This window comes from Micromonospora sp. AB353 (assembly GCF_049538395.1).
In the GTDB taxonomy this organism is placed as follows: Bacteria; Actinomycetota; Actinomycetes; order Mycobacteriales; family Micromonosporaceae; genus Micromonospora; species Micromonospora aurantiaca.
This window is the reverse complement of sequence record NZ_JBMVFV010000060.1, coordinates 1-22,714: the sequence shown is the minus strand read 5'-3', so window position 1 is coordinate 22,714 and position 22,714 is coordinate 1. Positions and strand designations below refer to the sequence as shown.

Sequence of the window (22,714 nt, the reverse complement as noted above, 5' to 3'; positions counted from 1 at the left end):
TCTCCTGATCTGTCCACGATGCGGTGGAGGGGGCCCGCGCGGGGCCGGGGAGCACGCCGTACCGCGCCGGGCCACGGTGCGCCGGCGGCGGGAACGGACGGGCGGAGAGGGAACGACGAGCGCTCGGCTCAACAGAGCGCGCTCGCGTGCCGGACCAGGTCGACGTGCACGCGAGCGGTGAGGAGAAGCTCGTTCCGCTGCGACATGTCCTCATGCTGCCGACCGCTCTCCATCCCGGTCAACGCCCTTCCAGTCAGTGAGACTTTCATCGCTGGCTTTGTTACGGCACGCCTCCACCAGCATTTACGACTCCTTAACACCTACCCGTTGGATAGAGATTTTGCCGGGCGTCGGTCCCCACCGTCCAGAGCGGATCGGGCAGGGTTTCGCGAATCGTCGATCCGGGCATGTTCGTTGCCGCGAAGGCATGGAGACGACTGCAGAGGCAGGGAGACGAAGGAGGCACCCCCGATGGGCGTCCAGTTCCGCAAGCGTAAGAAGTACGGGCCGCTGATCCTCCACTTCACCCAGAACGGCTTCTCGTCGTGGAGCATCAAGATCGGCCGCTGGTCCTGGAACTCGAACACCCGCGCCCACCGCGTGGACCTTCCGGGGCCGCTGTCGTGGAAGCAGGACAAGGCCTGACCTTCCAGGCGACGGGCGGGGTGCCGGCGATTCGCCGGCGCCCCGCTCGTCGTCTGCGGCCCGGGTTCGCGGTTCCGCCCGTCACGGCGTTGCGGTGGCCGGAGAATCGCCACATGGCGGACCTGTCGCTGCGGCGGATACGACGGCGGGCCGTGGCGGCCTGCCTGCTCATGCTCGTCGGCTACTTCCTGGTGCCGGTCGAGGCCGACCCGAACGGCCTGCGGCTGGTCCTGCGCTCGGCGGGCACGCTGGTCCTGGTGGCGGTGATCGCGTTCCTGGTCACCGGCCAGGTCCGCCGCCAGCTCGTCCGGGACCAGCCGACCGGCCGGGACGAGGACCGGGCGCTGACCCGGCTCGCGGTCGCGCTGATCGCCGGGCTGCTGGTCTTCGCGCTCGGCGACTACGTGGTGGCCAACACCCGGCCCGGCGAGTTCGTCGGCCTGCACACCCGGGTGGACGCGCTCTACTTCGCGCTCGCCACGCTCACCACAGTCGGCTACGGCGACGTGCACGCCCAGGGTCAGATCGCCCGGGTGGCGGTGTGCGCGCAGATGGTGTTCAGCATCGGTGTGGTCGCCACCGGGGCGTCGATAGTGGTCAAGCAGATGACCCAGCGTTCTCCACGGCGCTGATCGTCACGTCCCCGCCCAGCCGGCCGTGCTCCGGGTCGCGGGTCACCGCGCCGGCGGCGAGCAGCGAGGCCAGCGCGCGGTTGGCGTCGGCGGCCCGGTAGACGGTGGAGGTGGTGGCGAAGCGGCGCAGCTCGGTGACCGTCTGCGGGCCCGAGCGGGCCAGCTCGGCCAGCAGTTCCCGGCGCAGCGGGCCGGGTTCGGGATCGAGCGAGATGTCGAGCAGGCGGCCCTGCGGGTCGGCCGGGTCGCGGTAGCGCACACCGGCGTACTCGTCGACCGCCCAGAGCGCGTCCTTGACCGCCTCCAGCCCTCGGTCGGAGGCGGTGCCGTAGCCGACCAGCCGCGCCGGACCGTCCCCGTCGGGCACCAGCTCGACCTCGGTGACGAGCGGGAACCCGGCGTCGGTGAGGGCCGGGCGCAGCGACCGGCCGGGCGTGGTGACGAGCAGCAGTTCGGCCGGGCGTCCGGACGCGGCGGCGGCGAGCAGGGCCGGGTCCGGGTCGGCGCCGTCGGCCACGACGAGCAGCGGCGCGCCGGCCGCACCGGCGGCCTTGAGCGCCACCGGCAGCCGGTCCGGGCCGCCGGGCACCAGGTGCACGGCGACGTCGGCGGGCAGGGCTGCCTCGGCGGCGCCGAGGCGTGCCGGCAGGTCGGTGCCGTCGTCGGCCACCACCAGCACGGTCAGCCGCCGCCCGCGCAGCCGGTCGGCGAACTCGGCCACCACCCGCAGCGCCTCCTCCGCGCCGCGTGCGTCACCTCCGGCGTACGCGAGCGCGAGCGTGGCCCGCCGCGCCCGGTGCAGCGCGGCGGGGAGCCAGTGGTCGAGCCGGCGGACGAGCAGCTCACGCAGGACGGCGTCGGTGGACATGGTGCCGTTTCTACCGCACGGCGCCCGGGGACCGGCCGTGAACCCCGCTCAGACCGGGACGGAGACGCCCACGCCGCCGCGCGTCTGCCCGCCGTAGCGCTGCCGCTCGCGGTCGAGGTCGAGCCGTCCGATGCGGGTCCGCGCGGCGAGCGCGGCGTCGTCGAGCCGGTCGGCCGGGACGATCCAGACGATCTCGAACTCCAGCCCGTCCGGGTCGCGGCCGTAGAGGCTCTTGGTGGTGCCGTGGTCGGACGCGCCGACCAGCGCTCCGGCGGCGGAGAGCCGCTCGGCGGTGGCGGCCAGCTCGTCGAGCGTGTCCAGCTCCCAGGCCAGGTGGTAGAGCCCGACGGTGGCCCGGCCGGCCTGGGACGCCCCGGCCGCCGCGCCGATGGAGAACAGGCCGAGGTCGTGGTCGTTCGTGGAGTCGGGCGCCTGGAGGAAGGCGGCGCCCTGGAAGCCCTCGGGCGTCATCGGCACCCGGCGGAAGCCCAGCACGTCGCGGTAGAAGGCGACGCTGCGTTCCAGGTCACTGACGTAGAGGACGGCGTGGTTGAGTCGGTGGATGCCCATGCCACCGACCGTACCCCCGTTTTGTTGAGCGTTCAACTATCGGCGATATGATGGGCGTCATGACCCGGTGGCTGGACCCCGACGAACAGCGGACCTGGCGGGCCTTCCTGACCGCCTCCCGAGGACTGATGGAGACGCTCGACCGTGAGCTGCAACGCGACGCGGGCATGCCGCACGCGTACTACGAGATCCTGGTCCGCCTCTCCGAGGCCCCCGGCCGACGGCTGCGGATGAGCGAGCTGGCCGAGCTGACCGGCTCGTCCCGCAGCCGGCTGTCGCACGCCGCCGCCCGGCTGGAGGCGTCCGGGTGGATCCGCCGGGAGGACTGCCCCACCGACCGGCGCGGGCAGGTCGCCGTGCTCACCGACGAGGGCTTCGCCACCCTGGCCGCCGCCGCGCCCGGCCACGTCGAGGGGGTACGCCGGCACCTGTTCGACGCGCTCAGCCCGGCCCAGGTCGACCAGCTCCGCCGGATCAGCGAGGCGCTCGCCGGCCACCTGACGGATTCGGGACCAAACTGATCCACTCCGGGTCTTGTACATACCGTCGCCGGACGAGCACGATGGGGCGTGTCCTCCGGCTTCGCTGACCTGACCGTCCAGGCGCACCATCTGGTGTCCGAAGGCGACCTCGACGGCGCGCACCGGCTGCTCGCCGACGCGCTCAGCGACGCCGATCCCCGCCCCGGCAACGCCTCCCCCGAGCTGGCCGAGGCGGCCGGGCTCCAGGCCAAGGTGCTCGTCGCGCTCGGCGAGCCGCACTCCGCCCGCGGCTGGGCAGCGTTCGCGTACGCGGCCGCCACCCGGCTGTACGGCCGCTCCGACGAGCGCACCGTCACCGCCGCCGCGACGCTCGCCGCGGTGCTGCACCGGGTCGGCAGCGACGCCCGGGCCGCCCGGCTCTACTCCGACGTCATCATCGAGCTGACCGCCCGCGACGGCCCGGAGTCGCAGCAGGTGCTGGCCGCGCACGCCGACCTGGCCACCGTGGAGTACGCGCGCGGCCAGTGCGAGGTGGCCCGCGACCGGTTGCAGGACGCCTGGGAGCTGCACCGGGAGGTCTACGGCGACGGCCACCCCAGCGGCATCAAGATGCTGGCGAAACTCGGCGCGATGGAACGCGACTGCGGCCGGTACGCCGACTCGCACGAGCACCTGACGCTCGCCGAGGAGCTGTGCCGCCTGCACCTGGACTTCGACGACCCGCTCGCCGCCCAGGTGGCGGCGCTGGCCCGCGCCGCCGCCGACCCGGACCACGTCTGCCCCGCGCCCACGCCCGCCCCCGAGCCGCCGCCCGCGCGGACCACGCCTGTGGTGCCCGCCGCCCGGGTTCCCCCGCAGGCCGAAGGGCCGCACGACCTGCCGCCCTACAGTCCGCCCGCGCTCGACGAGCCGGTCGAGACGCCGCTCTACCACCCGCCCGGACGGGCCGCCGAGACCGCGCACGTGCCGACGCCGCGTACCGCACCGGAGGCCGACGGGTTCGACGACTACCCGTGGCCGCCCGACGACCCGGCCGAACAGCCGTGGCGGCCGGGCGCGGACCCGCTGCCGCCCACCGTGGTCGGGCTCGCCGACGACCAGCCCGACGGGGTACGCCGCGTGCCGCCGCCCCCGCCCGAGCCGCCGTCGCGCTACCTGCCGGTGCACGTGCCCCGGCCACCGGCGGCCGAGCGACGCGCCCGGCCCTGGCTGCCGCTCGTGGTGCTCGGCGTGACGGTGGCGCTGCTGCTCGGCACCATCGCGGTGATCGCCGGCGTGTCCCGGGTCGACGACGGCCGCGGCACCCCGCCGCCGGCCTCCAGCGCGCCGCCGGCGACCTCCGCCGCTCCCGCGCCGTCCACCCCCGCCGCCGCCAAGCCCGGTACGCCGCCCGGGAAGCTCACCCTCACCGACCGGCGCGACAGCATCGTGCTGAGCTGGACGTACCCGGCCGGCGCGGAGGGACCGGTGGTGGTCGCCGGAGGCCGGGCCGGGCAGCCGCAGGGCACGTTCGCGACGCTGCCCGCCGGGTCGGCCGACTACATCGCCTACGGGCTCGACCGCACCACCGACTACTGCTTCACCGTGGCGCTGGTCTGGTCCACCGACAGCGTCGCCCGCACCGGGCCGGTCTGCACGAAACGCCGCTGACCGCTCACTCCGGCTCGGGCTCGGCCAGCGCGGGCAGCCGTACCGTCGCCCGCAGCCCCGGCGCGGCGGCGCCGGGCGTCGCGTCGGCCAGCTCCACCGTGCCGCCGGCCCGGCGCACCAGCTCGCGCACGATGGCCAGGCCCAGGCCCGCGCCGCCCGCGTCGCGGGCCCGGGCGTCGTCGAGCCGGGTGAACCGGGCGAACACCCGCTCCCGGTCCGCCGCCGGGATGCCCGGCCCGTCGTCGGTCACCGTGACCAGGTGGTACGCCCCGTCCGGCCCGGTCACCGCCAGGTCCACGGCCGAGGACGCGTGCCGCAGCGCGTTGTCCACCAGGTTCACCAGCACCCGGCGCAGCTCCCCCGCGTCGCCCTCGACCCACCGGGGCGCGTCCGGCGGCGTCAGCCGCACCGGCGGCGACGGATAGCGGGCGGCCACCGTCCGCAGCAGCTCCCCCAGCTCCACCGGGCCGACCGGGGACGGCCGGGCGTCCTGCTCGTCGAGGCGGGCCAGCAGCAGCAGGTCGTCCACCAGGCGGCTCAGCCGCTCGGTGTCGGCGAGCAGGTCGTCGGCGACCGCCGGCCAGTCGGTGTCGTCGCCGAGACGCCGGGCCACCTCCAGCTCGGTCCGCATGTTCGTCAGTGGGCTGCGCAGCTCGTGCGCGGCGTCGGCGACGAACGCCCGCTGCCGGTCCCGGGACGCGGCCAGCCGGTCCAGCATGTCGTTGAGCGTGACCGCGAGCCGGTGGATCTCGTCCTGCCCGGCCGGTACCGGCAGCCGTTCCGCCCCGGCCCGCCCGGTGATCTCGGCGGCGCCGCTGCGCAACTGCTCGACCGGCCGCAGCGTCGCGCCCACCACCCGCCAGGCCACCACGCCGAGCCCCGCCACCAGCAGCGGAAAGCCGACGAGCAGCAGGTTGCGGACCACGTGCAGGCTGTGCCGCACGTCGGTGAGCGACTTGGCCACAAGCACCGTCCGCGGCTCCTGCGCGGTGCCGGCCGGCACCGTGACCACCCGGACCGGGCCGGGCATGCCGACACGCCGCCCGTCCACCACCAGCCGCTGCCGCTGCCCGGGACGCAGCTCGTCCGGGCCGAGCATCGGCACCAGACGGTCCGCGTCGATCGACGCGGCCCGGATCCGGCCCTGCGCGTCGACCACCTGCACCCGCAACTGACCGCCCGCGACCGGCAGCGGGTCCGGCAGCGCGTCCTCGGCGGTCAGCAACGCGACCGCGTCGGCGGTACGCAGCGCCTCCTCGTCGACCGAGCGTTGCAGCGTCCAGCCCAGCGCGCCCAGCAGCAGCGTCCCGCCGAACGCGAACCCGACCGCCAGCCCCAGCACCCCCAGCGCGAGCAGCCGGGCCCGCAGGCCCAGTCGCGGCAACGGGCCGCGTATCCACCGGCTCATGTGGCCAGCCGGTAACCGGCGCCGCGTACCGTCTCCAGCCGCTCCCGGCCGATCTTGCGGCGCAGGTAGCCGACGTAGACCTCCACCGCGTTCGGCGCGGTGTCGACCGAGGCGTCCCAGACGTGGTCCAGCAGCTCGGTCTTCGACACCACCTCGCCGGGGCGGCGCATCAGGTAGTCCAGCAGCGCGTACTCCCGGCTGGTCAGCACCACCTCGGTGTCGGCCCGGGTGACCCGGCGGCGGGCCGGGTCCAGGCGCAGGTCGCCGACGGTGAGCACGGTCGGCCGCCGGGGCGCGCCACGGCGCAGCAACGCCCGCAGGCGGGCCAGCAGCACCACGTACGAGAAGGGCTTGGTCAGGTAGTCGTCGGCGCCGCAGTCCAGGCCGTCTGCCTGGTCGTACTCGCCGTCCTTGGCCGACAGCATCAGCACCGGCAGCCAGCGCTGCTCGGCGCGCAGCCGGCGCACCACCTCGTACCCGGACAGGCCGGGCAGCATCACGTCGAGGATCATCGCGTCGTACTCGCCGTGCCGGGCCGCGTCCAGCCCGTCCGGGCCGGTAGCCGCCACGTCGACCACGAAACCCTCCGCCGACAGGCCCCGGCGCAGCGCCGCCGCGAGCCGCGTCTCGTCCTCCACCACCAGCAACCGCACCGGTCCAGGGTGCCACCACGGGCTCACCCGTAGGGGATCTCCTCAGCGTGGTCACAGCGACGCTCGCGCAGCATGGAGCGCAGGAGGTGCACACTATGTCAGTGATGAAGAACCGCGCCGTGCTGCGCTGGCTGGTCCCGGTGACCGCGGGGGTCGCCGTGATCGGCGGTGGCGCCGCCGTCGGCACGTTCGCCGCCGGCGCCGACCCGGCACTACCGCCGCGCAGCGCCGCCCAGCTCCTGGAAGACCTGCGCACGTCCCGCCTGGACGGGCTCTCCGGCACCGTGGTGCAGCGCGCCGACCTCGGCCTGCCGCCGATCGCCGCGCTCGCCGGCCAGGCCACCGGCAACGACCTGGCCGGCCTGGTCTCCGGTACGCACACGCTGCGCGTCTGGTACGGCGGCGAGGACCGGCAGCGGCTCGCGCTCGTCGACACGCTCGGCGAGCAGGACATCCTGCGCAACGGGCGGGACGTCTGGACCTGGAACAGCCGGGAGAACACCGCCACGCACCGGTTGCTGCCAGCTGACGCGCCGGAGCGGGCCACCGTGCCGGCCACCCCGGCCGACGCCGCGGACCGGGCGCTGGAGGCGATCGACCCGACCACCGCGGTCACCGTCGGCCGCACCGCCACCGTCGCCGGGCGGGACGCGTACGAGCTGGTGCTCACGCCGCGCGACAAGGCGTCACTCGTCCACCAGGTCCGGATCGCGCTGGACGCGAAGGAGCACGTGCCGCTGCGCCTGCAGGTGCTCGCCGACGGGCAGGACGAGCCGGCGTTCCAGGTGGCGTTCACCCAGGTCGACTTCCGCACGCCGGAGGCCGACCAGTTCCGGTTCAACCCGCCGCCCGGCGTGAAGGTCACCGAGGCGACCGAGGGCGAGCGGCCCGGACCGGCGGGTAAGCGGTTCGAGACGAAGGACGCCGAGAAGCCGGATGTCCGTACCGTCGGCACCGGCTGGACCACGGTGGTGGTCGCCAAGATCGGCGACGCGGCGACCGGCGGCGGCGCGAAGGCCGGCGCGGACGCGCCGGATGCCCAGATGCTGGCCGGCGTGCTCGGTGACCTGCCGAAGGTCAGCGGCGACTGGGGTAGCGGCCGGCTGCTCAGCGGCAAGCTGTTCAGCGTGCTGCTGACCGACGACGGCCGGGTGATCGCCGGTCTGGTCACGCCGGAGCGGCTCTACGAGGCCGCGAAGGGCTGAGAATCGCCATGCCCGGGGCTCGGTCGGCTGACGCCGGCCGGGCCCCGAGTCGTGTCCGGGCTTGGTCGGGTGGCTGCCGACGCGCTATCTTTCTCAGTTCAGGCACAAAAAAGGAATGGCTTCTGAATGCCATTCCTGCGGCAATTCTAGTCAATGAGGAGCCGGATTGTCAACGCACTCCGACGTGTCGGCTGACCTGCGCCAGGACGACGAGATCGGCCGGGAACAGGAATACGTCTCGATGCTGTACGACCGGCTGGACGGCATGCGGGAACAGGCCGCCCGGCGGCTCGACGAGGAGTTGCGCCACACCGGTGGCACGCAGCAGGCCCGCTCGCAGCGCGACTCGACGGTCGCGATGTACGCCGACCAGGTCGAGCAGTTCTCCGCGGTGGAGAGCGGCCTGTGCTTCGGCCGCCTCGACGGCGACGACGGCGGGGTCCGCTACATCGGCCGGATCGGGATCTTCGACTCGTCCGGCGACTACGACCCGCTGCTGATGGACTGGCGCGCCCCCGCCGCCCGCCCGTTCTACCTGGCCACCGCCGCCAACCCGCAGGGCGTACGCCGCCGGCGACACCTGCGCACCCGCGACCGGAAGGTGACCGGGCTCAACGACGAGGTGCTGGACATCGCCGCCGCCTCCCCCACCGCGCACGAGGAGCTGACCGGCGAGGCGTCGCTGCTCGCCGCGCTCAACGCCGGGCGTACCGGCCGGATGCGCGACATCGTCGAGACCATCCAGGCCGAGCAGGACCGGATCATCCGTGCCGACCTGCCGGGCGTGATGGTGGTGCAGGGCGGGCCCGGCACCGGCAAGACGGCGGTGGCGCTGCACCGGGCCGCGTACCTGCTCTACACCCACCGCCAGCAGCTCTCCACCCGGGGCGTGCTGCTGGTCGGCCCGAACGCCACGTTCCTGCGCTACATCTCCCAGGTGCTGCCCACGCTGGCCGAGACCGGCGTGCTGCTGCGTACCCAGGCCGACCTGTTCCCCGGCGTACACGCCCGCCGCGCGGAGCCGGCCACCACCGCGGCGCTGAAGGGCCGCGCGGTGCTGGCCGACGTGCTCGCCGCCGCCGTCCGCGACCGGCAGTGGGTGCCCGACGAGCCGGTCACCATCGAGCTGCCGCAGCGGGAGGTGCTGACGCTCGACCCGGAGACCGTGCGGCAGGCCCGCGACCGGGTACGCCGCACCGGCCGCCCGCACAACCTGGCCCGCGCCCTGTTCGACGTGGAGATCGTGCACGCGCTCGCCGACCAGGTGGCCGAGCGGATCGGCGCCGACCCGCTGGGCGGGGAGAACCTGCTCTCCGAGGCCGACCGCGCGGAGATCCGCCGCGAGCTGCGCGAGGAGCCGGAGATCCGGGCCGCGCTGGACGAGCTGTGGCCGGTGCTGACCCCGCAGCGCCTGCTCGCCGACCTGTACGCCTCGCCGGAACGGATCGCCACCGCCGCGCCGATGCTCACCGACGACGAGCGGGCCGCGCTGCACCGCGAGCCGGGCGGCTGGACGCCCGCCGACGTGCCGCTGCTCGACGAGGCCGCCGAACTGCTCGGCGAGGACGAGCGCGCCGCCGTCGCCCGCCGGGAGCGGATCCGGGCGATGGAACGCGAGTACGCCGAGGGCGTGCTGGAGATCTGGCGCGGCTCCCGTTCCATCGACGTGGAGGACGAGGCCGACGGCGGTGAGATCCTCGGCGTCACCGACCTGATCGACGCCGACCGGCTCTCCGAGCGGCAGGAGGAGTCCGACCGGCTCACCACCGCCCAGCGCGCCGCCGCCGACCGGACCTGGGCGTTCGGGCACGTCATCGTGGACGAGGCGCAGGAGTTGTCGCCGATGGCGTGGCGGCTGCTGATGCGCCGCTGCCCGAGCCGGTCCATGACGATCGTCGGGGACGTGGCGCAGACCGGCGCGCTCGCGGGCACGCCGTCGTGGGGCGAGGCGCTGGCGCCGTACGTGGCGGACCGGTGGCGGCTGGAGGAGCTCACGGTCAGCTACCGCACCCCGGCCGAGATCATGGCGGTCGCCGCCGACGTGCTCGCCGAGATCGACAGGGCGCTGCGGCCACCCCGCTCGGTACGCGCCACCGGCGTACCGCCGTGGGACCGGACCGTACCGGCGGACCGCCTCGTGACGGAGCTGATCGAGGCGACCGCCCGGGAGGCCGCGTCGCTCGGTGACGGGCGGCTCGGCGTGCTGGTGCCGACCGGCCGGGTGGCCGAGCTGGGCGGCGCGGTGGTGGCGGCACTGCCGGAGGCGACGGTGGGCGAGCAGCCGGAGCTGGCGAACCGGATCGTGGTGCTGACCACCGAGCAGGCCAAGGGCCTGGAGTTCGACTCGGTGCTGGTGGTGGACCCGGCCCGCATCGTCTCCGAGTCCCCCAGGGGCCACAGCGACCTGTACGTGGCCCTGACCAGAGCCACCCAGCGCCTAGGCATCCTCCGCACCCCCTAACCCCCACCGGGGGACGGCGGGCGGCGGAGGCCGTCCCGCCGTCCCGTGAACCCGTCAGCCTGGGTTGGGGCGGTTGTCGGTGAAGTTGCCCACCTGGGCACCCGTGGCCGAGTTGTCGCTCGTGGAACCGCCGGCCGGGGTGCTCAAGCCACCCGTACTCGCGTCACCGGTCGTCGTCGGGGCCACCTTGCCCGGGTGCTTCTCGGGCTGACGGGCCACCCGGCGCACACTCGCCGGACCCGCCGTACCGCCGGTCGTGGTCACCGCGCCCTGACCCCGGGTCGGCCCGCCGTCGCGCAGCACCGTCGGGTCGACGGGCACGTCCGCCGGGTCGTCCGGGTCGAGTTCCTGCCGCATCCGCTCGACGTCGGTCTGCGGCACCGTGACCTCGTCCAGCGCGCCCTCGCCGTACACGCCTCCGGCGACCCGCTGCTCGGCCCGCCGGGCGGCGTCCTGCCGCATGTCGTCCTCACGCACGTCAACCACCTCGCAGCTCTCTCGGGGTATCGGTGGTGCGTGCCCGAGGGCGGGTGGCTGAAACCGGAACCGGCGGCGAAAGGCCCGGTGTGCGCCCCGGTGTCCGGTTCCGGCCGCGAGCCGAGCGCGGCGGCCATTCGACGGTGACCGGCGGTTACCTTGTCTCCGGCCCCGGGTAGACCCAGGGTGCCCCCGCCACAGAGCGCGAACCGCGCCGTGGCCGACCTGCGGTAGCGGGGCGAGGGTGTGCAGGTTAACGACTCATCAAATCCTGAGGAGGACCAGATGAGCACGCAGGCTGCATCCACCAGGCCGATGAACCGGCCGATGTCCGACGTCCAGAACCGGTCGAGCATGCAGGACACGTCGACCCGGCACATGCCGTCGATGCACGACGGTCACCGGGAGAACATGCCGTCCCCGGGTACGGAGACGAAGCAGGCGTTCCTGACCACCGAGTTCTGGGTGTACGCCGCAGCGGTCGCGGTCGTCGTGATCGCCGCGTTCTGGCGAGGCGCCGCCACCAACGGCCTGAACATCAACAACCCGAACCAGGCGTGGTGGTACCTGACCGCGCTGACCGGCGCGTACCTGGTCAGCCGTGGCCTGTCGAAGGCGGGCAGCGCGCGCCGCTCCGGCAAGGAGCGCCGCGGACGTTGACCGTACGCCGCGCGAACGGCGACGCCCCCGGGATCCGTCCCGGGGGCGTCGTCGCGTCCGCTCACTCCTCGCCGAAGTCCCCGAAGTCGTCGCCGCCGCCGTCGAACGCGTCGTCGAGCATCTCCCCGGCGATCATGCCGCCGGCGACACCCAGCGCGGCGCCCGCGACCACGCCGCCCATGCCCGGGCCGCGCCGCCCGTGGCCGGCGTAGCCGTGGTGACCCGGGTAGCCGTGGCCGCCGTGCGGCATGCCGAAGCCCTGGGCCCGCATGCTGCCGTAACGGCCGGTGGTCTCCCGCAGCCAGCCGTCGACGACCTGCACCCAGTCGGTACGGGCGGCGTCGCTGTGCGGGACCGAGTAGCGGCCGATGACGTCGTGCCCGGGGCTGAGGAAGCCGCCGCGCTTGTCGCACTCCAGGATCACCTCGACGCCCTGCTGGCTGGTCACGAACGTCAACTCGACCTCGGTGACCGTCTGCGCGTACTGCGGCGCGGCGAAGAACTCGATCTCCTGGTAGAACGGCAGCGTCTGGGGCACGCCGTAGATGTGGCCGCGCTCCAGGTCGGCGTGCTTGAACCGGAAGCCCAGCGCCTGGAACGCCTCCAGGATCCGCTCGTGGGTCGGCAGCGGGTGCACCGACACCTGGTCCAGGTCCGACTTGTCGACGGCGCGGGCCACCGCCAGCTCGGTGCGCAGGCCCATCGTCATGCCGTGCAGGCGCTGGCCGTACACGTCGGTGATCGGGGTCTCCCACGGCACCGGCATCTGGAACGGGATGGAGAGCTGCTGCTTCGGGGCCAGCTCGAAGGCGCCGCTGACCGGCATCCGGTGGAACTCCATCACGCCCGCGTACTCGTGGTCGCCACCCTCGATCTCGACGCGGGTGACCAGGCCGAGGTTGATCTGCTCGATCCGCGCCGGGCTGTCGCCGCCGACCAGGTTGACGTGCCCGTCCAGGGTCAGCCCGGGCCGGGTGTTCGGGTTGGTGAGCACCGTGTCGACGCTCGGGCCACCCACGCCGAACGCGCTCAACATCTTCTTGAAGACCATCGGTCACTCCCGTGCGACTGCGCTCCGACATGGACCGTCGGGCGCTCGTCACGGCACCCTAGACGGCGGGGCTGAGAAGTGGCTGTGAGGCAGGTCGTGTGCTCAGTCGGCGCGTACCACCACCAGCTCGCCGACCTGCTCACCGAGCTGCCGGCGGGCCTCCGGTGGCAGACCACCGTCGGTGATCAGCACGTCGGCCTCCTCCAGCGGCGCGATGGTGGCGATGCCGATCGTCTCCCACTTGGTGTGGTCGGCGAGCACCACCAGCCGGCGCGCGGACCCGATGAGCCGCCGGTTCACCGCCGCCTCCAGCAGGTTGGGCGTGGTGAAGCCGGTACGTGGGCTCATCCCGTGCACGCCGAGGAAGAGCAGGTCGACGTTGAGTGCGGCGATGGCCGCCTCGGCGACCGGGCCGGTCAGCGCGTCCGACGGGGTACGGATGCCGCCGGTCAGCACCACCGTCTGGTCGGCGCGGGGATTCTGGTAGAGCGCGTCGGCCACCGGGATCGAGTTGGTGACCACCGTCAGCCCGCGTACCTCGGCCAGCCGGGCGGCCAGCGCGGCGGTGGTGGTACCGGCGGACAGCGCCACCGCCATTCCGGGCTCGACCAGGCCGGCGGCCCGCTCCACGATGGCGCGTTTCTCGGCCTGCTGGCGTACCGACTTGGCGGCGAAGCCGGGTTCCTCGGTGGAGCCGGGTCCGGCGAGCGTCGCGCCGCCGTGCACCTTGTCGATCAGGCCGCGGTCGGCCAGCACCTCCAGGTCGCGGCGGATCGTCATGTCGGACACCCCGAACCGGCTGACCAGGTGACTGACCCGGACGCCGCCACTCTGACGGATCAACTCCAGGATGGCGCTCTGCCGTTGCTGGGCGAGCATGGGGGACCTCCTCGGCGCGAACGGCAGGGTACCGGTCAGGCGGTCGCGGGCACCGGCGCGGGCTCCTCGCGGACCACCGCCACCTCACCCGCCGGCACCTCCAGCTCGCCGTCGCACCGGACGGCGCCGAGCAGCTCAGTGCCGGTGACCGCCAGCCGGGCCGGCTCGGTGGTGTGGTTGACCACGAACAGCCAGCTCCGGTCCGCCGAGCGGCGACGGACCACCTCCACCCCGGGCGGCGCGCCCACCGGCGGACGGACGCCCGTCTCGTCGAGCAGCCGGGCCACCAGCCGGTCGGTGGCGTCGTCGTCGAGCCGGGTGCCGACGTACCAGGCCGCGCCCGCGCCCACGGCCTGCCGGGTCAGCGCCGGCACGCCGGGCAGGGGCCCGTCGGTGTACGCGGCCAGCACGTCCGCGCCCTCGGCGTGCAGCCACTCGGTCCACACGTCGGCGCGGGCGCCGTCGTCGAGGCGTACCGTCTCGCCGGCCCGCAGCGGGAAGAACTCCTCGACGCGTACGCCGAGCAGGTCACGGAACGCGCCGGGGTAGCCGCCGAGCCGGATGTGGTCGTGCTCGTCGACGATGCCGCTGAAGTAGGTGACCACCGCCGTGCCGCCGGCCTCCACGAACCGGCGCAGCGCGTCGGCGTCGGCGTCGCGGACGAGGTAGAGCGTGGGCACCACGACGAGCCGGTAGCGGGACAGGTCGGCCGACGGGTGCACCACGTCGGCGGTGACCCCGGCCCGCCAGAGCGCGGCGTGCAGCGCGGACAGCCGGTCGGTGTAGGTGACGTCGACGCTCGGGTGGGAGTCGAGTTCGGCGCCCCACCAGGCCTCGTAGTCGAACAGGATCGCCACGTCGGCGTCGACGCGGCTGCCGCGTACCTCGGCGAGCGCGCGCAGGTCGGCGCCGAGCCGGCAGACCTCGCGGAACACCTTGGTGTCCGGCCCGGCGTGCGGGACCAGCGCGGAGTGGAACTTCTCCGCGCCGGCCCGGGAGGCCCGCCACTGGAAGAACAGCACCCCGTCGGCGCCGCGCGCGACGTGGGCGAGGCTGTTGCGGCGCATCTGACCGGGCGTCTTCGCCACGTTGCGGGGCTGCCAGTTGACGGCGCTGGTGGAGTGCTCCATCAGCAGCCACGGCGCGCCGCCGGCGACGCCCCGGGTGTGGTCGGCCGCGAGGGCCAGGTTGACCTGCGGCTGCGGGTCGGCGGCGGTGAGGTAGTGGTCGTTGGCGACGACGTCCACGTCGGAGGCCCACGAGTGGTAGTCCAGGTACTTGATGCCGGTGCCGATCATGAAGTTCGTGGTGACCGGCTGCGGGACGAGCCGATTCAGCAGCTCCCGCTCGGCGCGCAGCTGGGCGCGCTGCTCGTCGGAGGAGAACCGCAGGAAGTCCAGCTGCTGGGTCGGGTTGGCGAACGTCGGCGCGGTACGCGGCGGGTTGATCTCGGCCCAGTCGTGGTAGCGCTGGCTCCAGAACGCGGTGCCCCAGGCGGCGTTGAGCGAGTCCAGGTCGCCGTAGCGCTCGCGCAGCCAGCCGCGGAACGCCTCGGCGCTGACGTCGCAGTAGCAGTGCACATTGTGGCAGCCGAGTTCGTTGGAGACGTGCCAGAGCACCACGGCGGGGTGTCCCGCGTACCGGCGGGCGACGGCCTCGACCAGGGCGAGCGAGTGGTCCCGGAACACCGGCGAGCTGGGGCAGTACGCCTGCCGGCCGCCCGGCCAGAGCACCGTGCCGTCGGCCCGGCGGGGCAGCGTCTCCGGGTGCCGGTGCGCCAGCCACGGCGGCGGGCTGGCGGTGGCGGTGGCCAGGTCGACGCTGATGCCGCCGTCGTGCAGCAGGTCGATCGCCCGGTCCAGCCAGTCGAAGGCGTACCGGCCGGGGGTGGGTTCGATCAGGGCCCAGGAGAAGATGCCGACCGAGACCAGGTTGACCCCGGCGCGTCGCATGAGATCGACGTCCTCGGCCCACGTCTGCTCGGGCCACTGCTCCGGGTTGTAGTCGGCGCCGTACCAGATGCCCTCGCCGTGCCAGTTCCGCATGACAGCAGAGGGTGCCCCTGAACAGCACCCAAGTCAACACTTTCCAACATCGACTGAAGTTCCAACGTTTACCGGCTCTTTGCCCTGCCCTGCCGCCGACAGCGTTGTCTTTTTGCCCTCTTGACAGCGCCGCGCCAAGGGGTAGCTTCAAGCGCCACCGGCTGTTTGTGTTCGGACGTGTGGATTCTCGGTGGATCTGCCACTGCCGACACGAACACCGCTCACCGCCAACGATCACGGTCCATGAGCGCAGCGCACCTCTTCCACGCAGGAGGCACCATGTCCCGTCCCCGCTCGCAAGCCGAGTACCTCGCCCGCCTCGTACCCCCGTCCGTCGCCGGCCTGAACCGGCGCTCGCTGCTCGCCGGCGCGGCCGGCGCGGGGGCGCTGCTCGGCACCGGGCTGCTCGCCGGCTGCGGCGACTCCGACTCCGGGTCCGGCGGCGACGCCAAGAGCGTCTCGCTCGGCTCGAACCAGTCGGACCCGAAGCCCAAGGACGTCGTCGCGAAGGTGATGGACGGCTTCAAGACGTCCTCCGGCGTGACCGTCGACATCAACACGGTCGACCACAACACGTTCCAGGAGAACATCAACAACTACCTGCAGGGCAAGCCGGACGACGTGTTCACCTGGTTCGCCGGCTACCGGATGCGCTTCTTCGCCGCCAAGGGCCTGGCCGGTGACCTCAGCGACGTGTGGGGCAAGCTCGACGGCTACTCCGACGCGTTCAAGAAGGCGTCCACCGGCGACGACGGCAAGCAGTACTTCGTACCGGCGTCGTACTACCCGTGGGCCGTCTTCTACCGCAAGTCGGTGTGGCAGCAGCGCGGCTACGAGGTGCCGAAGACGCTGGACGACCTGAACACGCTCGGCGCGCAGATGAAGAAGGACGGCCTGGTCCCGATCGCGTTCGCGGACAAGGACGGCTGGCCGGCGATGGGCACGTTCGACATCCTCAACCTGCGGATCAACGGCTACCAGTTCCACATCGACCTGATGGCCGGCAAGGAGGCGTGGACCTCCGACAAGGTGAAGAAGGTCTTCGACACCTGGGCCGGGCTGCTCCCCCTGCACCAGCCGGACTCGCTCGGCCGCACCTGGCAGGAGGCCGCGCAGTCGCTGCAGCAGAAGAAGAGCGGCATGTACCTGCTCGGCCTGTTCGTCGGCCAGCAGTTCAGCGGCGCCGACCTGGAGGACCTGGACTTCTTCACGTTCCCCGAGATCGACTCCACGATCGGCGCGAAGGCGCTGGACGCCCCGATCGACGGCTACATGATGGCCCGCAAGCCGAAGTCCAAGGACGCGGCGCAGAAGCTGCTGACGTACCTGGGCTCGAAGGAGGCGGCGGACATCACCGTCAAGAACGACCCGAGCACGCTCGTCGCGAACAGCGGCGCGGAAACCGGCGCCTACACCGCGCTGCAGAAGAAGGCCGCCGAGCTGGTCGGATCCGCCACCGAGATCGCCCAGTTCCTCGACCGGGACACCCGGCCGGACTTCGCCTCCACCGTGATCATCCCGGCGTTGCAGCAGTTCATCAAGGACCCGAAGGACATCGGCGGGCTGCTCACCAGCATCGAGAACCAGAAGAAGTCGATCTTCACCAGCTGACGGCGGAAGGGGGAAGGACATCATGTCCGACCTGCCCCTGATCCAAGCGGATCGCGCCGTGCCGCCGCCGGCCGCGACCACCACCAAGGGTGGTCGCGGCCGCCGGCTACGGCTCCTGTCCCGCACCGACCGCGTGGTGATCACGCTGATGGTGCTGGTACCCCTGTTGCTCGTCACCGGGCTGGTCTGGCTGCCCGCGGTGGCGACCGTGCTGCTCTCCGGCACGAACTGGGACGGCATCGGCCCGATCAGCGAGATCGAGTGGGTCGGGGCCAAGAACTACGACGACGTGGTGAACATCTACCCGCCGTTCGTCCCCGCCGTGCAGAACAACCTGCTCTGGCTGGCCGCGCTGTTCGTGGTGGCCACCCCGTTCGGCATGTTCCTCGCCGTACTGCTGGACAAGGAACTGCGCGGCAGCCGCTTCTACCAGACGGCGCTCTACCTGCCGGTGGTGCTGTCGCTCGCGCTCATCGGCTTCGTCTGGCAGCTCATCTACAGCCGCGACCAGGGGCTGCTCAACGGCGTGTTCGGCGGCGACACCGACTGGTACGGCGACCCGGACGTCAACATCTGGGCCGTCCTGGTGGCGGCCGGCTGGCGGCACGTCGGCTACATCATGCTGCTCTACCTGGCCGGCCTCAAGGGCGTCGACCCGTCGTTGCGGGAGGCCGCGGCGGTGGACGGCTCCTCGGAGACCAGCACGTTCTTCCGCGTCGTCTTCCCGGTGCTGCGCCCCATCAACATCATCGTGCTGGTGGTCACGGTGATCGAGTCGCTGCGCGCGTTCGACCTGGTCTGGGTCATCAACAAGGGCCGCAACGGGCTGGAGCTGATCTCCGCGCTGGTCACCCAGAACGTGGTGGGCGAAGCCAGCCGGATCGGCTTCGGTTCCGCGCTGGCGACCATCATGCTGGCCGTCTCGCTGGTCTTCATCACCATCTACCTCTGGACCGTGATGCGGGAGGACAAGCGATGACCGCCGTCTCCGCCGGCCGCCGCCGCCCCGTGCGGCCCGCCCGGGTCGTCCTGCACCTGTTCCTGGGTACGGTCGCCGTGGGCTGGCTGTTCCCCATCCTCTGGGCGGTGCTCACCTCGTTCCGCTCCTACGAGTACACAGCCGCCAACGGCTACGTGTCGCTCGGCGGCTGGACGGTCGACAACTACGTCACCGCCTGGCGTACCGCCGAGTTCGGCAAGCACTTCCTCAACTCGGCGTACATCACCGTCCCGGCGGTGCTGCTCACGCTGTTCCTCGCCTCCTGCGTGGCGTTCGTGATCGCCCGGTTCAGCTGGAAGCTCAACATCGCGCTGCTCGGCCTGTTCACCGCGGCGAACCTGCTGCCGCAGCAGGCGCTGCTCATCCCGCTGTTCCGGATGTTCACCGAGATCCCACTGCCGGCCTGGATGAGCGACTCGGAGCTGCTGTACGACAGCTACTGGGGGCTGATCCTGGTCAACGTCGCGTTCCAGTGCGGCTTCTGCGTGTTCGTGCTCAGCAACTACATGAAGGCGCTGCCGCACGAGCTGTACGAGGCCGCGATGGTCGACGGGGCGAACGTGTGGCGGCAGTACTGGCAGGTGACGATGCCGCTGTGCCGCCCGGCGCTGGCCGCCCTCGCCACGCTGGAGGTCACCTGGATCTACAACGAGTTCTTCTGGGCCACTGTGCTCATGCGGACCGGCGACAAGTTCCCGGTCACCAGTTCGCTGAACAACCTGCGCGGCGAGTTCTTCACCGACAACAACCTGGTCTCGGCCGGTTCCGTGCTGGTCGCGATCCCCACCCTGGTGATCTTCTTCCTGCTCCAGAAGCAGTTCGTCCGGGGTCTGACGCTGGGAGCCTCCAAGGGATGACGATCGTCCACCTGCGCCGCGCGCGGACCAGCCTGGTGCTCGACGCCCGCGGCCCGGGGCTGCCCCGGGTCGTGCACTGGGGCGCCGACCTCGGCCCGCTGCCCGACGAGGACCTGCCTGCGGTCGTCGACGCCACGGTGCCGCCGGTGGTGCCGAGCAGCTTCGACACGCCCACTGTGCTGTCGCTGCTGCCCGAGGCGAGCGCCGGGTGGAGCGGGCGGCCCGGTCTCGCCGGTCACCGTGACGGCCGGGACTGGTCGACGGCGTTCCGCCTCACCGGCCTCGACGTGCACGACGAGCCTGCGGCACCGCCTGAGCTGTTAGGAGGGGACCCTTTACATGCACCAGGCGTTAACAAGGGGCCCTTCCTTTCCTCCGGGCGGGTGGTGGTGCGGGCGGCGGACCCGGGCGCGGGGCTGAGCCTGACCGTCGAGATCACGCTGGACGCGGCGGGTGTGCTGACACTTCGGCACCGGCTCCGCAACGACGGCGACGGCCGGTACGAGGTACGCGAGCTGACGCCGGTGCTGCCGGTGCCGGCGGTCGCCACCGAACTGCTCGACCTGACCGGCCGCTGGTGCCGGGAACGCGCGCCGCAGCGGCACCCGTGGCCGATGGGCGCGTGGGTACGCGAGGGACGGCACGGCCGTACCGGCCACGACGCCACGCTGCTGCTGGTCGCCGGCACGTCCGGGTTCGGTTTCCGGCACGGCGAGGTGTGGGCGGTGCACACCGCGTGGAGCGGCGACCACGTCACCGCCGCCGAACGCCGCCCCACAGGTGAGTCCACGCTCGGCGGCGGTGAGCTGCTGGCACCCGGCGAGATCGTGCTCGGGCCGGGCGAGGAGTACGCCACTCCCCTGCTCTACGCGGCCCACTCGACCGACGGGCTGGACGGGCTCAGCGACGCGCTGCACACGCACCTACGGGCGCGCACCTCGCACCCGCGCACGCCGCGGCCGGTCACGCTGAACGTGTGGGAGGCGGTCTACTTCGACCACGACCTGGACCGGCTGCGGACGCTCGCCGACCGGGCCGCCGAGGTCGGGGTGGAACGCTTCGTGCTGGACGACGGCTGGTTCCGCGGCCGGCGGCACGACCAGACCGGGCTCGGCGACTGGTGGGTCGACGGCGAGGTCTGGCCGGACGGGTTGCAGCCGCTGATCGACCACGTACGCGGGCACGGCATGCAGTTCGGGCTGTGGGTCGAACCGGAGATGGTCAACCCCGACTCCGACCTGTTCCGCGCCCACCCCGACTGGGTGCTCCAGGCGCCGGGCCGGCTGCCGCCACCGTGGCGGCACCAGCAGGTGCTCGACCTGGCCCGCCCGGACGCGTACGCGTACCTGCTCGAACGGCTCGACGCGGTGCTGAGCGAGCACGATGGGCTCGCGTACCTGAAGTGGGACCACAACCGCGACCTCACCGAGGCCGGGCACGCCGGACGGCCGGGTGTGCACGCGCAGACCCTCGCGGTCTACCGGCTGCTGGACGAGTTGCGCGCCCGGCACCCGGACGTCGAGATCGAGAGCTGCTCCTCCGGTGGCGCCCGGGTCGACCTGGAGATCCTGCGCCGCACCGACCGGGTCTGGGCCAGCGACTGCAACGACGCGCTGGAACGGCTGTCCATCCAGCGCTGGACCGGCCTGCTGCTGCCGCCGGAACTGATCGGCACGCACATCGGCCCGGAACGCTCACACACCACGCACCGCGTACACGACCTGAGCTTCCGCGCGGTCACCGCACTGTTCGGCCACCACGGCATCGAGTGGGACATCAGCGCGATCGAGCCCGGCGAGCGGGCCGAACTCGCCGCCTGGGTCGCGCTGCACAAGCGGCTGCGCCCGCTGCTGCACACCGGCCGGGTGGTCCGGGTCGACCACCCGGACCCGGCCGTGCAGGCCCACGGCGTGGTCGCCCACGACAGCTCCCATGCGGTGTACGCGGTCAGCCGGGTCGCCACCTCCACGACGCAGGTGCCGGGTCAGGTACGGCTGCCGGGGCTGGACCCGCAGCGGCGCTACCGGGTCCGCCCGCCCGCCGGGGTGCCGGAGCCGGCGCTGCTGGAGCTGTCCCCGCCGGGCTGGCTGTCCTGGCCGGGCGACGGCATCACGGTGACCGGTTCGGTGCTGGGTTCGGTCGGCCTGCAACTGCCGGCTCTGCACCCCGAGCAGGCCCTCCTCCTGGAGGTCACCGTCGATGCCTGAGCGACGCCGGCAGCGGTGACCGGCCCGTTCAGCCGCGCGAGCCTACGCGCCCCGGACGTTCGTGGGGTCACCGGCGTCGCCGCGGGACGCGGGTCGGGGTGGCCGCAGGCCCGCCGACCAATGGATGGGTCACGGCGGCCGGGTGGGACTCGCCGGTAGAGCGCCACAGCTCGTGGAGCGTGGGCCACCAGTCGGGGTGGCTCTCCACCACCTCGACCAGGACGGGGCTCTGCTCCAGCATGTGCGCGGGCCACCGGTGCCAGGAGTGGGCGAATCGAAAGTCGGGCAGCAGCCCGGCCACCTGCAGCTCGCACTCCAGCACGTCCGCGAGTAGCTCCGCGAGGGTGACCACGACGGACCGGTCGGTGTCGGTCGGCGCGGAGGGCTTCCGGTCGAAGAAGTATGCGCGGAGCGGCGGATTCTCCAACAGGCGGTCGTGCCAGGCGCGAGACAGATTGTTCACTTCCATCAGCGCGGTGGCCGAGCCGATGCCGTTGTTGATGCGGCTCTGTTTCGCCACCTCCCGCGTCTGCCGGCGGAGAAGCACAACGACACCGCGACCAGCATCAGACTGACGAAGCCCAGAATCGTTTCCCACATGTCCCCGCCCCTCAAGGAGTACGACTCCCCTCACGCTAAGCGGAGACCGCAACACCCTGAGTCACCAAGTTCCGGCCACGTTCCCCCCGACCGCAATCAGTGGTCCGGCCGCCCTCAGACCGTGGCGCGGCGGGCGGTGTCGCGCAGGGCCAGCGCCACGGCGGCGAACAGGGCCGCGCCGCACCCCACACCGGAGATCAGGCCGACCGTGCCGGCGCCCGCGCCGAGCGCGTGGGCGAGGAACCCGGCCAGGCCGAGCGCGGTCATCACACCGCCGAGCCAGTGGTAGAGCGGCATCCGCCAGACGTGGGCGAGGCCGAAGAAGTGCACGCCGACGACCACCGCGACCCAGGCGACTGCCACGGCGGGGCGGTCCAGCACGTTGTTGATCACGGACAGGCCACCGAAGAGCGCGACCGCCTCCAGCGCCACCACCAGCCAGTAGCGGCGGTCCATGAACCCGGCGGCCTCCCGCTGCGGGGCGGGCGTCTCCCTGCGGGCCACCCGGAACAGCGCGGCCAGGAGCAGCGCGGCCACCAGCAGGCCGGCGACGCGCAGCACCAGCGGCCAGGGCGCGTCCAGACCGCCGCTGTTGACCAGCACGAACACGGTGCCGAACGAGATGGCCACGAGCGAGCCGATCACCAGCCCCGACGGTCGTCCCCTGGTTCCCGTGCTCATGACGTCGCCTCCAGTCCCTCGCGCTCGCGCCTCGACCCGCGATCAAGGGCGTGGCGTCTGTACCCGCGCCCG

Annotated in this window: 22 protein-coding genes; 11 read left to right on the top strand and 11 right to left on the bottom strand. The window is 72.8% G+C overall.

The annotated features are described in order from the left end of the window. Positions 1–128 precede the first annotated feature (128 nt). Entirely contained in the window at positions 129–206 is a 78-nt protein-coding gene (locus ACPCK6_RS21830) for a putative leader peptide (RefSeq protein ID WP_355097166.1), read from the bottom strand. A 265-nt stretch (positions 207–471) separates the two neighbouring features. On the opposite strand from ACPCK6_RS21830, the gene ACPCK6_RS21825 reads away from it, so the two are divergent. Beyond that, on the top strand, positions 472–645 hold the full coding sequence (locus ACPCK6_RS21825) for a DUF4236 domain-containing protein (protein ID WP_064498970.1): 174 nt from the start codon (positions 472–474) through the stop codon (positions 643–645). Between the two features lie 113 nt (positions 646–758). Further along, positions 759–1,277 (top strand): potassium channel family protein, encoded by a 519-nt coding sequence (locus tag ACPCK6_RS21820; protein ID WP_396883973.1) that lies wholly within the window; start codon positions 759–761, stop codon positions 1,275–1,277. Here the strand turns inward: ACPCK6_RS21820 and ACPCK6_RS21815 are convergent. Both ACPCK6_RS21815 and ACPCK6_RS21810 read right to left on the bottom strand, forming a co-directional pair. Beyond that, a complete protein-coding gene (locus ACPCK6_RS21815; RefSeq protein ID WP_396883974.1) occupies positions 1,243–2,145 on the bottom strand; it encodes a hypothetical protein in 903 nt (300 codons plus the stop codon). The two genes, ACPCK6_RS21820 and ACPCK6_RS21815, sit on opposite strands and share 35 nt — an antisense overlap. A gap of 48 nt (positions 2,146–2,193) precedes the next feature. Further along, positions 2,194–2,715 carry a VOC family protein gene (locus ACPCK6_RS21810; protein ID WP_396883975.1) on the bottom strand — a complete coding sequence of 174 codons (522 nt, stop codon included), beginning with the start codon at positions 2,713–2,715 and terminating at the stop codon, positions 2,194–2,196. 50 nt (positions 2,716–2,765) lie between these two features. Here ACPCK6_RS21810 and ACPCK6_RS21805 point away from each other — a divergent pair, with 50 nt between their 5' ends. Both ACPCK6_RS21805 and ACPCK6_RS21800 read left to right on the top strand, forming a co-directional pair. Then, a complete protein-coding gene (locus ACPCK6_RS21805; protein ID WP_396883976.1) occupies positions 2,766–3,236 on the top strand; it encodes a MarR family winged helix-turn-helix transcriptional regulator in 471 nt (156 codons plus the stop codon). 48 nt (positions 3,237–3,284) lie between these two features. Beyond that, positions 3,285–4,847: a tetratricopeptide repeat protein gene (locus ACPCK6_RS21800; RefSeq protein WP_423482059.1), complete on the top strand. Its 1,563-nt coding sequence runs from the start codon at positions 3,285–3,287 to the stop codon at positions 4,845–4,847. Between the two features lie 4 nt (positions 4,848–4,851). Here ACPCK6_RS21800 and ACPCK6_RS21795 read toward each other — a convergent pair whose 3' ends face one another. Both ACPCK6_RS21795 and ACPCK6_RS21790 read right to left on the bottom strand, forming a co-directional pair. Continuing rightward, on the bottom strand, positions 4,852–6,255 hold the full coding sequence (locus ACPCK6_RS21795; RefSeq protein WP_423482058.1) for a sensor histidine kinase: 1,404 nt from the start codon (positions 6,253–6,255) through the stop codon (positions 4,852–4,854). Then, positions 6,252–6,908: a response regulator transcription factor gene (locus ACPCK6_RS21790; protein WP_013284915.1), complete on the bottom strand. Its 657-nt coding sequence runs from the start codon at positions 6,906–6,908 to the stop codon at positions 6,252–6,254. Before ACPCK6_RS21790 ends, ACPCK6_RS21795 begins: the two co-directional genes overlap by 4 nt. A gap of 95 nt (positions 6,909–7,003) precedes the next feature. On the opposite strand from ACPCK6_RS21790, the gene ACPCK6_RS21785 reads away from it, so the two are divergent. Beyond that, the gene (locus ACPCK6_RS21785) at positions 7,004–8,113 is read left to right on the top strand and encodes a LolA family protein (protein ID WP_423482057.1); all 1,110 of its coding nucleotides are present in this window, start codon (positions 7,004–7,006) and stop codon (positions 8,111–8,113) included. Between the two features lie 166 nt (positions 8,114–8,279). Further along, complete coding sequence (locus ACPCK6_RS21780) at positions 8,280–10,574, top strand: HelD family protein (RefSeq protein WP_514132360.1); 2,295 nt, start codon at positions 8,280–8,282, stop codon at positions 10,572–10,574. A 54-nt stretch (positions 10,575–10,628) separates the two neighbouring features. Here the strand turns inward: ACPCK6_RS21780 and ACPCK6_RS21775 are convergent, their stop codons facing one another. Continuing rightward, positions 10,629–11,051, bottom strand: coding sequence for a hypothetical protein (locus ACPCK6_RS21775; RefSeq protein ID WP_262012025.1), 423 nt, complete (start codon positions 11,049–11,051; stop codon positions 10,629–10,631). A gap of 285 nt (positions 11,052–11,336) precedes the next feature. Here ACPCK6_RS21775 and ACPCK6_RS21770 point away from each other — a divergent pair, with 285 nt between their 5' ends. Further along, positions 11,337–11,711 (top strand): hypothetical protein, encoded by a 375-nt coding sequence (locus tag ACPCK6_RS21770; RefSeq protein WP_036343163.1) that lies wholly within the window; start codon positions 11,337–11,339, stop codon positions 11,709–11,711. Between the two features lie 61 nt (positions 11,712–11,772). Here the strand turns inward: ACPCK6_RS21770 and ACPCK6_RS21765 are convergent, their stop codons facing one another. The 3 genes from ACPCK6_RS21765 to ACPCK6_RS21755 form a co-directional block, all read right to left on the bottom strand. After that, entirely contained in the window at positions 11,773–12,762 is a 990-nt protein-coding gene (locus ACPCK6_RS21765) for a sporulation protein (RefSeq protein ID WP_396883980.1), read from the bottom strand. A 102-nt stretch (positions 12,763–12,864) separates the two neighbouring features. Further along, positions 12,865–13,641, bottom strand: a complete 777-nt coding sequence (locus ACPCK6_RS21760) for a DeoR/GlpR family DNA-binding transcription regulator (RefSeq protein WP_194802589.1) — start codon at positions 13,639–13,641, stop codon at positions 12,865–12,867. 35 nt (positions 13,642–13,676) lie between these two features. Continuing rightward, a complete protein-coding gene (locus tag ACPCK6_RS21755; protein WP_423482056.1) occupies positions 13,677–15,686 on the bottom strand; it encodes a beta-galactosidase in 2,010 nt (669 codons plus the stop codon). A gap of 279 nt (positions 15,687–15,965) precedes the next feature. Here ACPCK6_RS21755 and ACPCK6_RS21750 point away from each other — a divergent pair, with 279 nt between their 5' ends. The 4 genes from ACPCK6_RS21750 to ACPCK6_RS21735 are packed head-to-tail and all read left to right on the top strand — an operon-like array spanning position 15,966 to position 21,361. Beyond that, positions 15,966–17,297 (top strand): ABC transporter substrate-binding protein, encoded by a 1,332-nt coding sequence (locus ACPCK6_RS21750; RefSeq protein ID WP_423482055.1) that lies wholly within the window; start codon positions 15,966–15,968, stop codon positions 17,295–17,297. Between the two features lie 22 nt (positions 17,298–17,319). Continuing rightward, a complete protein-coding gene (locus ACPCK6_RS21745) occupies positions 17,320–18,276 on the top strand; it encodes a carbohydrate ABC transporter permease (RefSeq protein WP_318333135.1) in 957 nt (318 codons plus the stop codon). Next, positions 18,273–19,154, top strand: a complete 882-nt coding sequence (locus tag ACPCK6_RS21740) for a carbohydrate ABC transporter permease (RefSeq protein ID WP_013284905.1) — start codon at positions 18,273–18,275, stop codon at positions 19,152–19,154. Before ACPCK6_RS21745 ends, ACPCK6_RS21740 begins: the two co-directional genes overlap by 4 nt. Beyond that, positions 19,151–21,361, top strand: coding sequence for an alpha-galactosidase (locus ACPCK6_RS21735; RefSeq protein WP_423482054.1), 2,211 nt, complete (start codon positions 19,151–19,153; stop codon positions 21,359–21,361). Before ACPCK6_RS21740 ends, ACPCK6_RS21735 begins: the two co-directional genes overlap by 4 nt. A gap of 67 nt (positions 21,362–21,428) precedes the next feature. Here ACPCK6_RS21735 and ACPCK6_RS21730 read toward each other — a convergent pair whose 3' ends face one another. Together ACPCK6_RS21730 and ACPCK6_RS21725 are read right to left on the bottom strand one after the other, a co-directional pair. Next, on the bottom strand, positions 21,429–21,881 hold the full coding sequence (locus ACPCK6_RS21730) for a hypothetical protein (protein ID WP_423482053.1): 453 nt from the start codon (positions 21,879–21,881) through the stop codon (positions 21,429–21,431). A gap of 194 nt (positions 21,882–22,075) precedes the next feature. Next, complete coding sequence (locus tag ACPCK6_RS21725; protein ID WP_423482052.1) at positions 22,076–22,642, bottom strand: hypothetical protein; 567 nt, start codon at positions 22,640–22,642, stop codon at positions 22,076–22,078. Positions 22,643–22,714: the final 72 nt, after the last annotated feature.

Excerpts from the sequence above, each read along its gene's own strand:
- ACPCK6_RS21765 (WP_396883980.1), bottom strand. The coding sequence starts at position 12,762 with ATGGTCTTCAAGAAGATGTTGAGCGCGTTCGGCGTGGGTGGCCCGAGC.
- ACPCK6_RS21760 (WP_194802589.1), bottom strand. The coding sequence starts at position 13,641 with ATGCTCGCCCAGCAACGGCAGAGCGCCATCCTGGAGTTGATCCGTCAG.
- ACPCK6_RS21750 (WP_423482055.1), top strand. The coding sequence starts at position 15,966 with ATGTCCCGTCCCCGCTCGCAAGCCGAGTACCTCGCCCGCCTCGTACCC.
- ACPCK6_RS21815 (WP_396883974.1), bottom strand. The coding sequence starts at position 2,145 with ATGTCCACCGACGCCGTCCTGCGTGAGCTGCTCGTCCGCCGGCTCGAC.
- ACPCK6_RS21820 (WP_396883973.1), top strand. The coding sequence starts at position 759 with ATGGCGGACCTGTCGCTGCGGCGGATACGACGGCGGGCCGTGGCGGCC.
- ACPCK6_RS21755 (WP_423482056.1), bottom strand. The coding sequence starts at position 15,686 with ATGCGGAACTGGCACGGCGAGGGCATCTGGTACGGCGCCGACTACAAC.
- ACPCK6_RS21785 (WP_423482057.1), top strand. The coding sequence starts at position 7,004 with ATGTCAGTGATGAAGAACCGCGCCGTGCTGCGCTGGCTGGTCCCGGTG.
- ACPCK6_RS21740 (WP_013284905.1), top strand. The coding sequence starts at position 18,273 with ATGACCGCCGTCTCCGCCGGCCGCCGCCGCCCCGTGCGGCCCGCCCGG.
- ACPCK6_RS21725 (WP_423482052.1), bottom strand. The coding sequence starts at position 22,642 with ATGAGCACGGGAACCAGGGGACGACCGTCGGGGCTGGTGATCGGCTCG.
- ACPCK6_RS21795 (WP_423482058.1), bottom strand. The coding sequence starts at position 6,255 with ATGAGCCGGTGGATACGCGGCCCGTTGCCGCGACTGGGCCTGCGGGCC.
- ACPCK6_RS21830 (WP_355097166.1), bottom strand. The coding sequence starts at position 206 with ATGTCGCAGCGGAACGAGCTTCTCCTCACCGCTCGCGTGCACGTCGAC.
- ACPCK6_RS21735 (WP_423482054.1), top strand. The coding sequence starts at position 19,151 with ATGACGATCGTCCACCTGCGCCGCGCGCGGACCAGCCTGGTGCTCGAC.
- ACPCK6_RS21805 (WP_396883976.1), top strand. The coding sequence starts at position 2,766 with ATGGGCGTCATGACCCGGTGGCTGGACCCCGACGAACAGCGGACCTGG.
- ACPCK6_RS21825 (WP_064498970.1), top strand. The coding sequence starts at position 472 with ATGGGCGTCCAGTTCCGCAAGCGTAAGAAGTACGGGCCGCTGATCCTC.
- ACPCK6_RS21770 (WP_036343163.1), top strand. The coding sequence starts at position 11,337 with ATGAGCACGCAGGCTGCATCCACCAGGCCGATGAACCGGCCGATGTCC.
- ACPCK6_RS21810 (WP_396883975.1), bottom strand. The coding sequence starts at position 2,715 with ATGGGCATCCACCGACTCAACCACGCCGTCCTCTACGTCAGTGACCTG.
- ACPCK6_RS21745 (WP_318333135.1), top strand. The coding sequence starts at position 17,320 with ATGTCCGACCTGCCCCTGATCCAAGCGGATCGCGCCGTGCCGCCGCCG.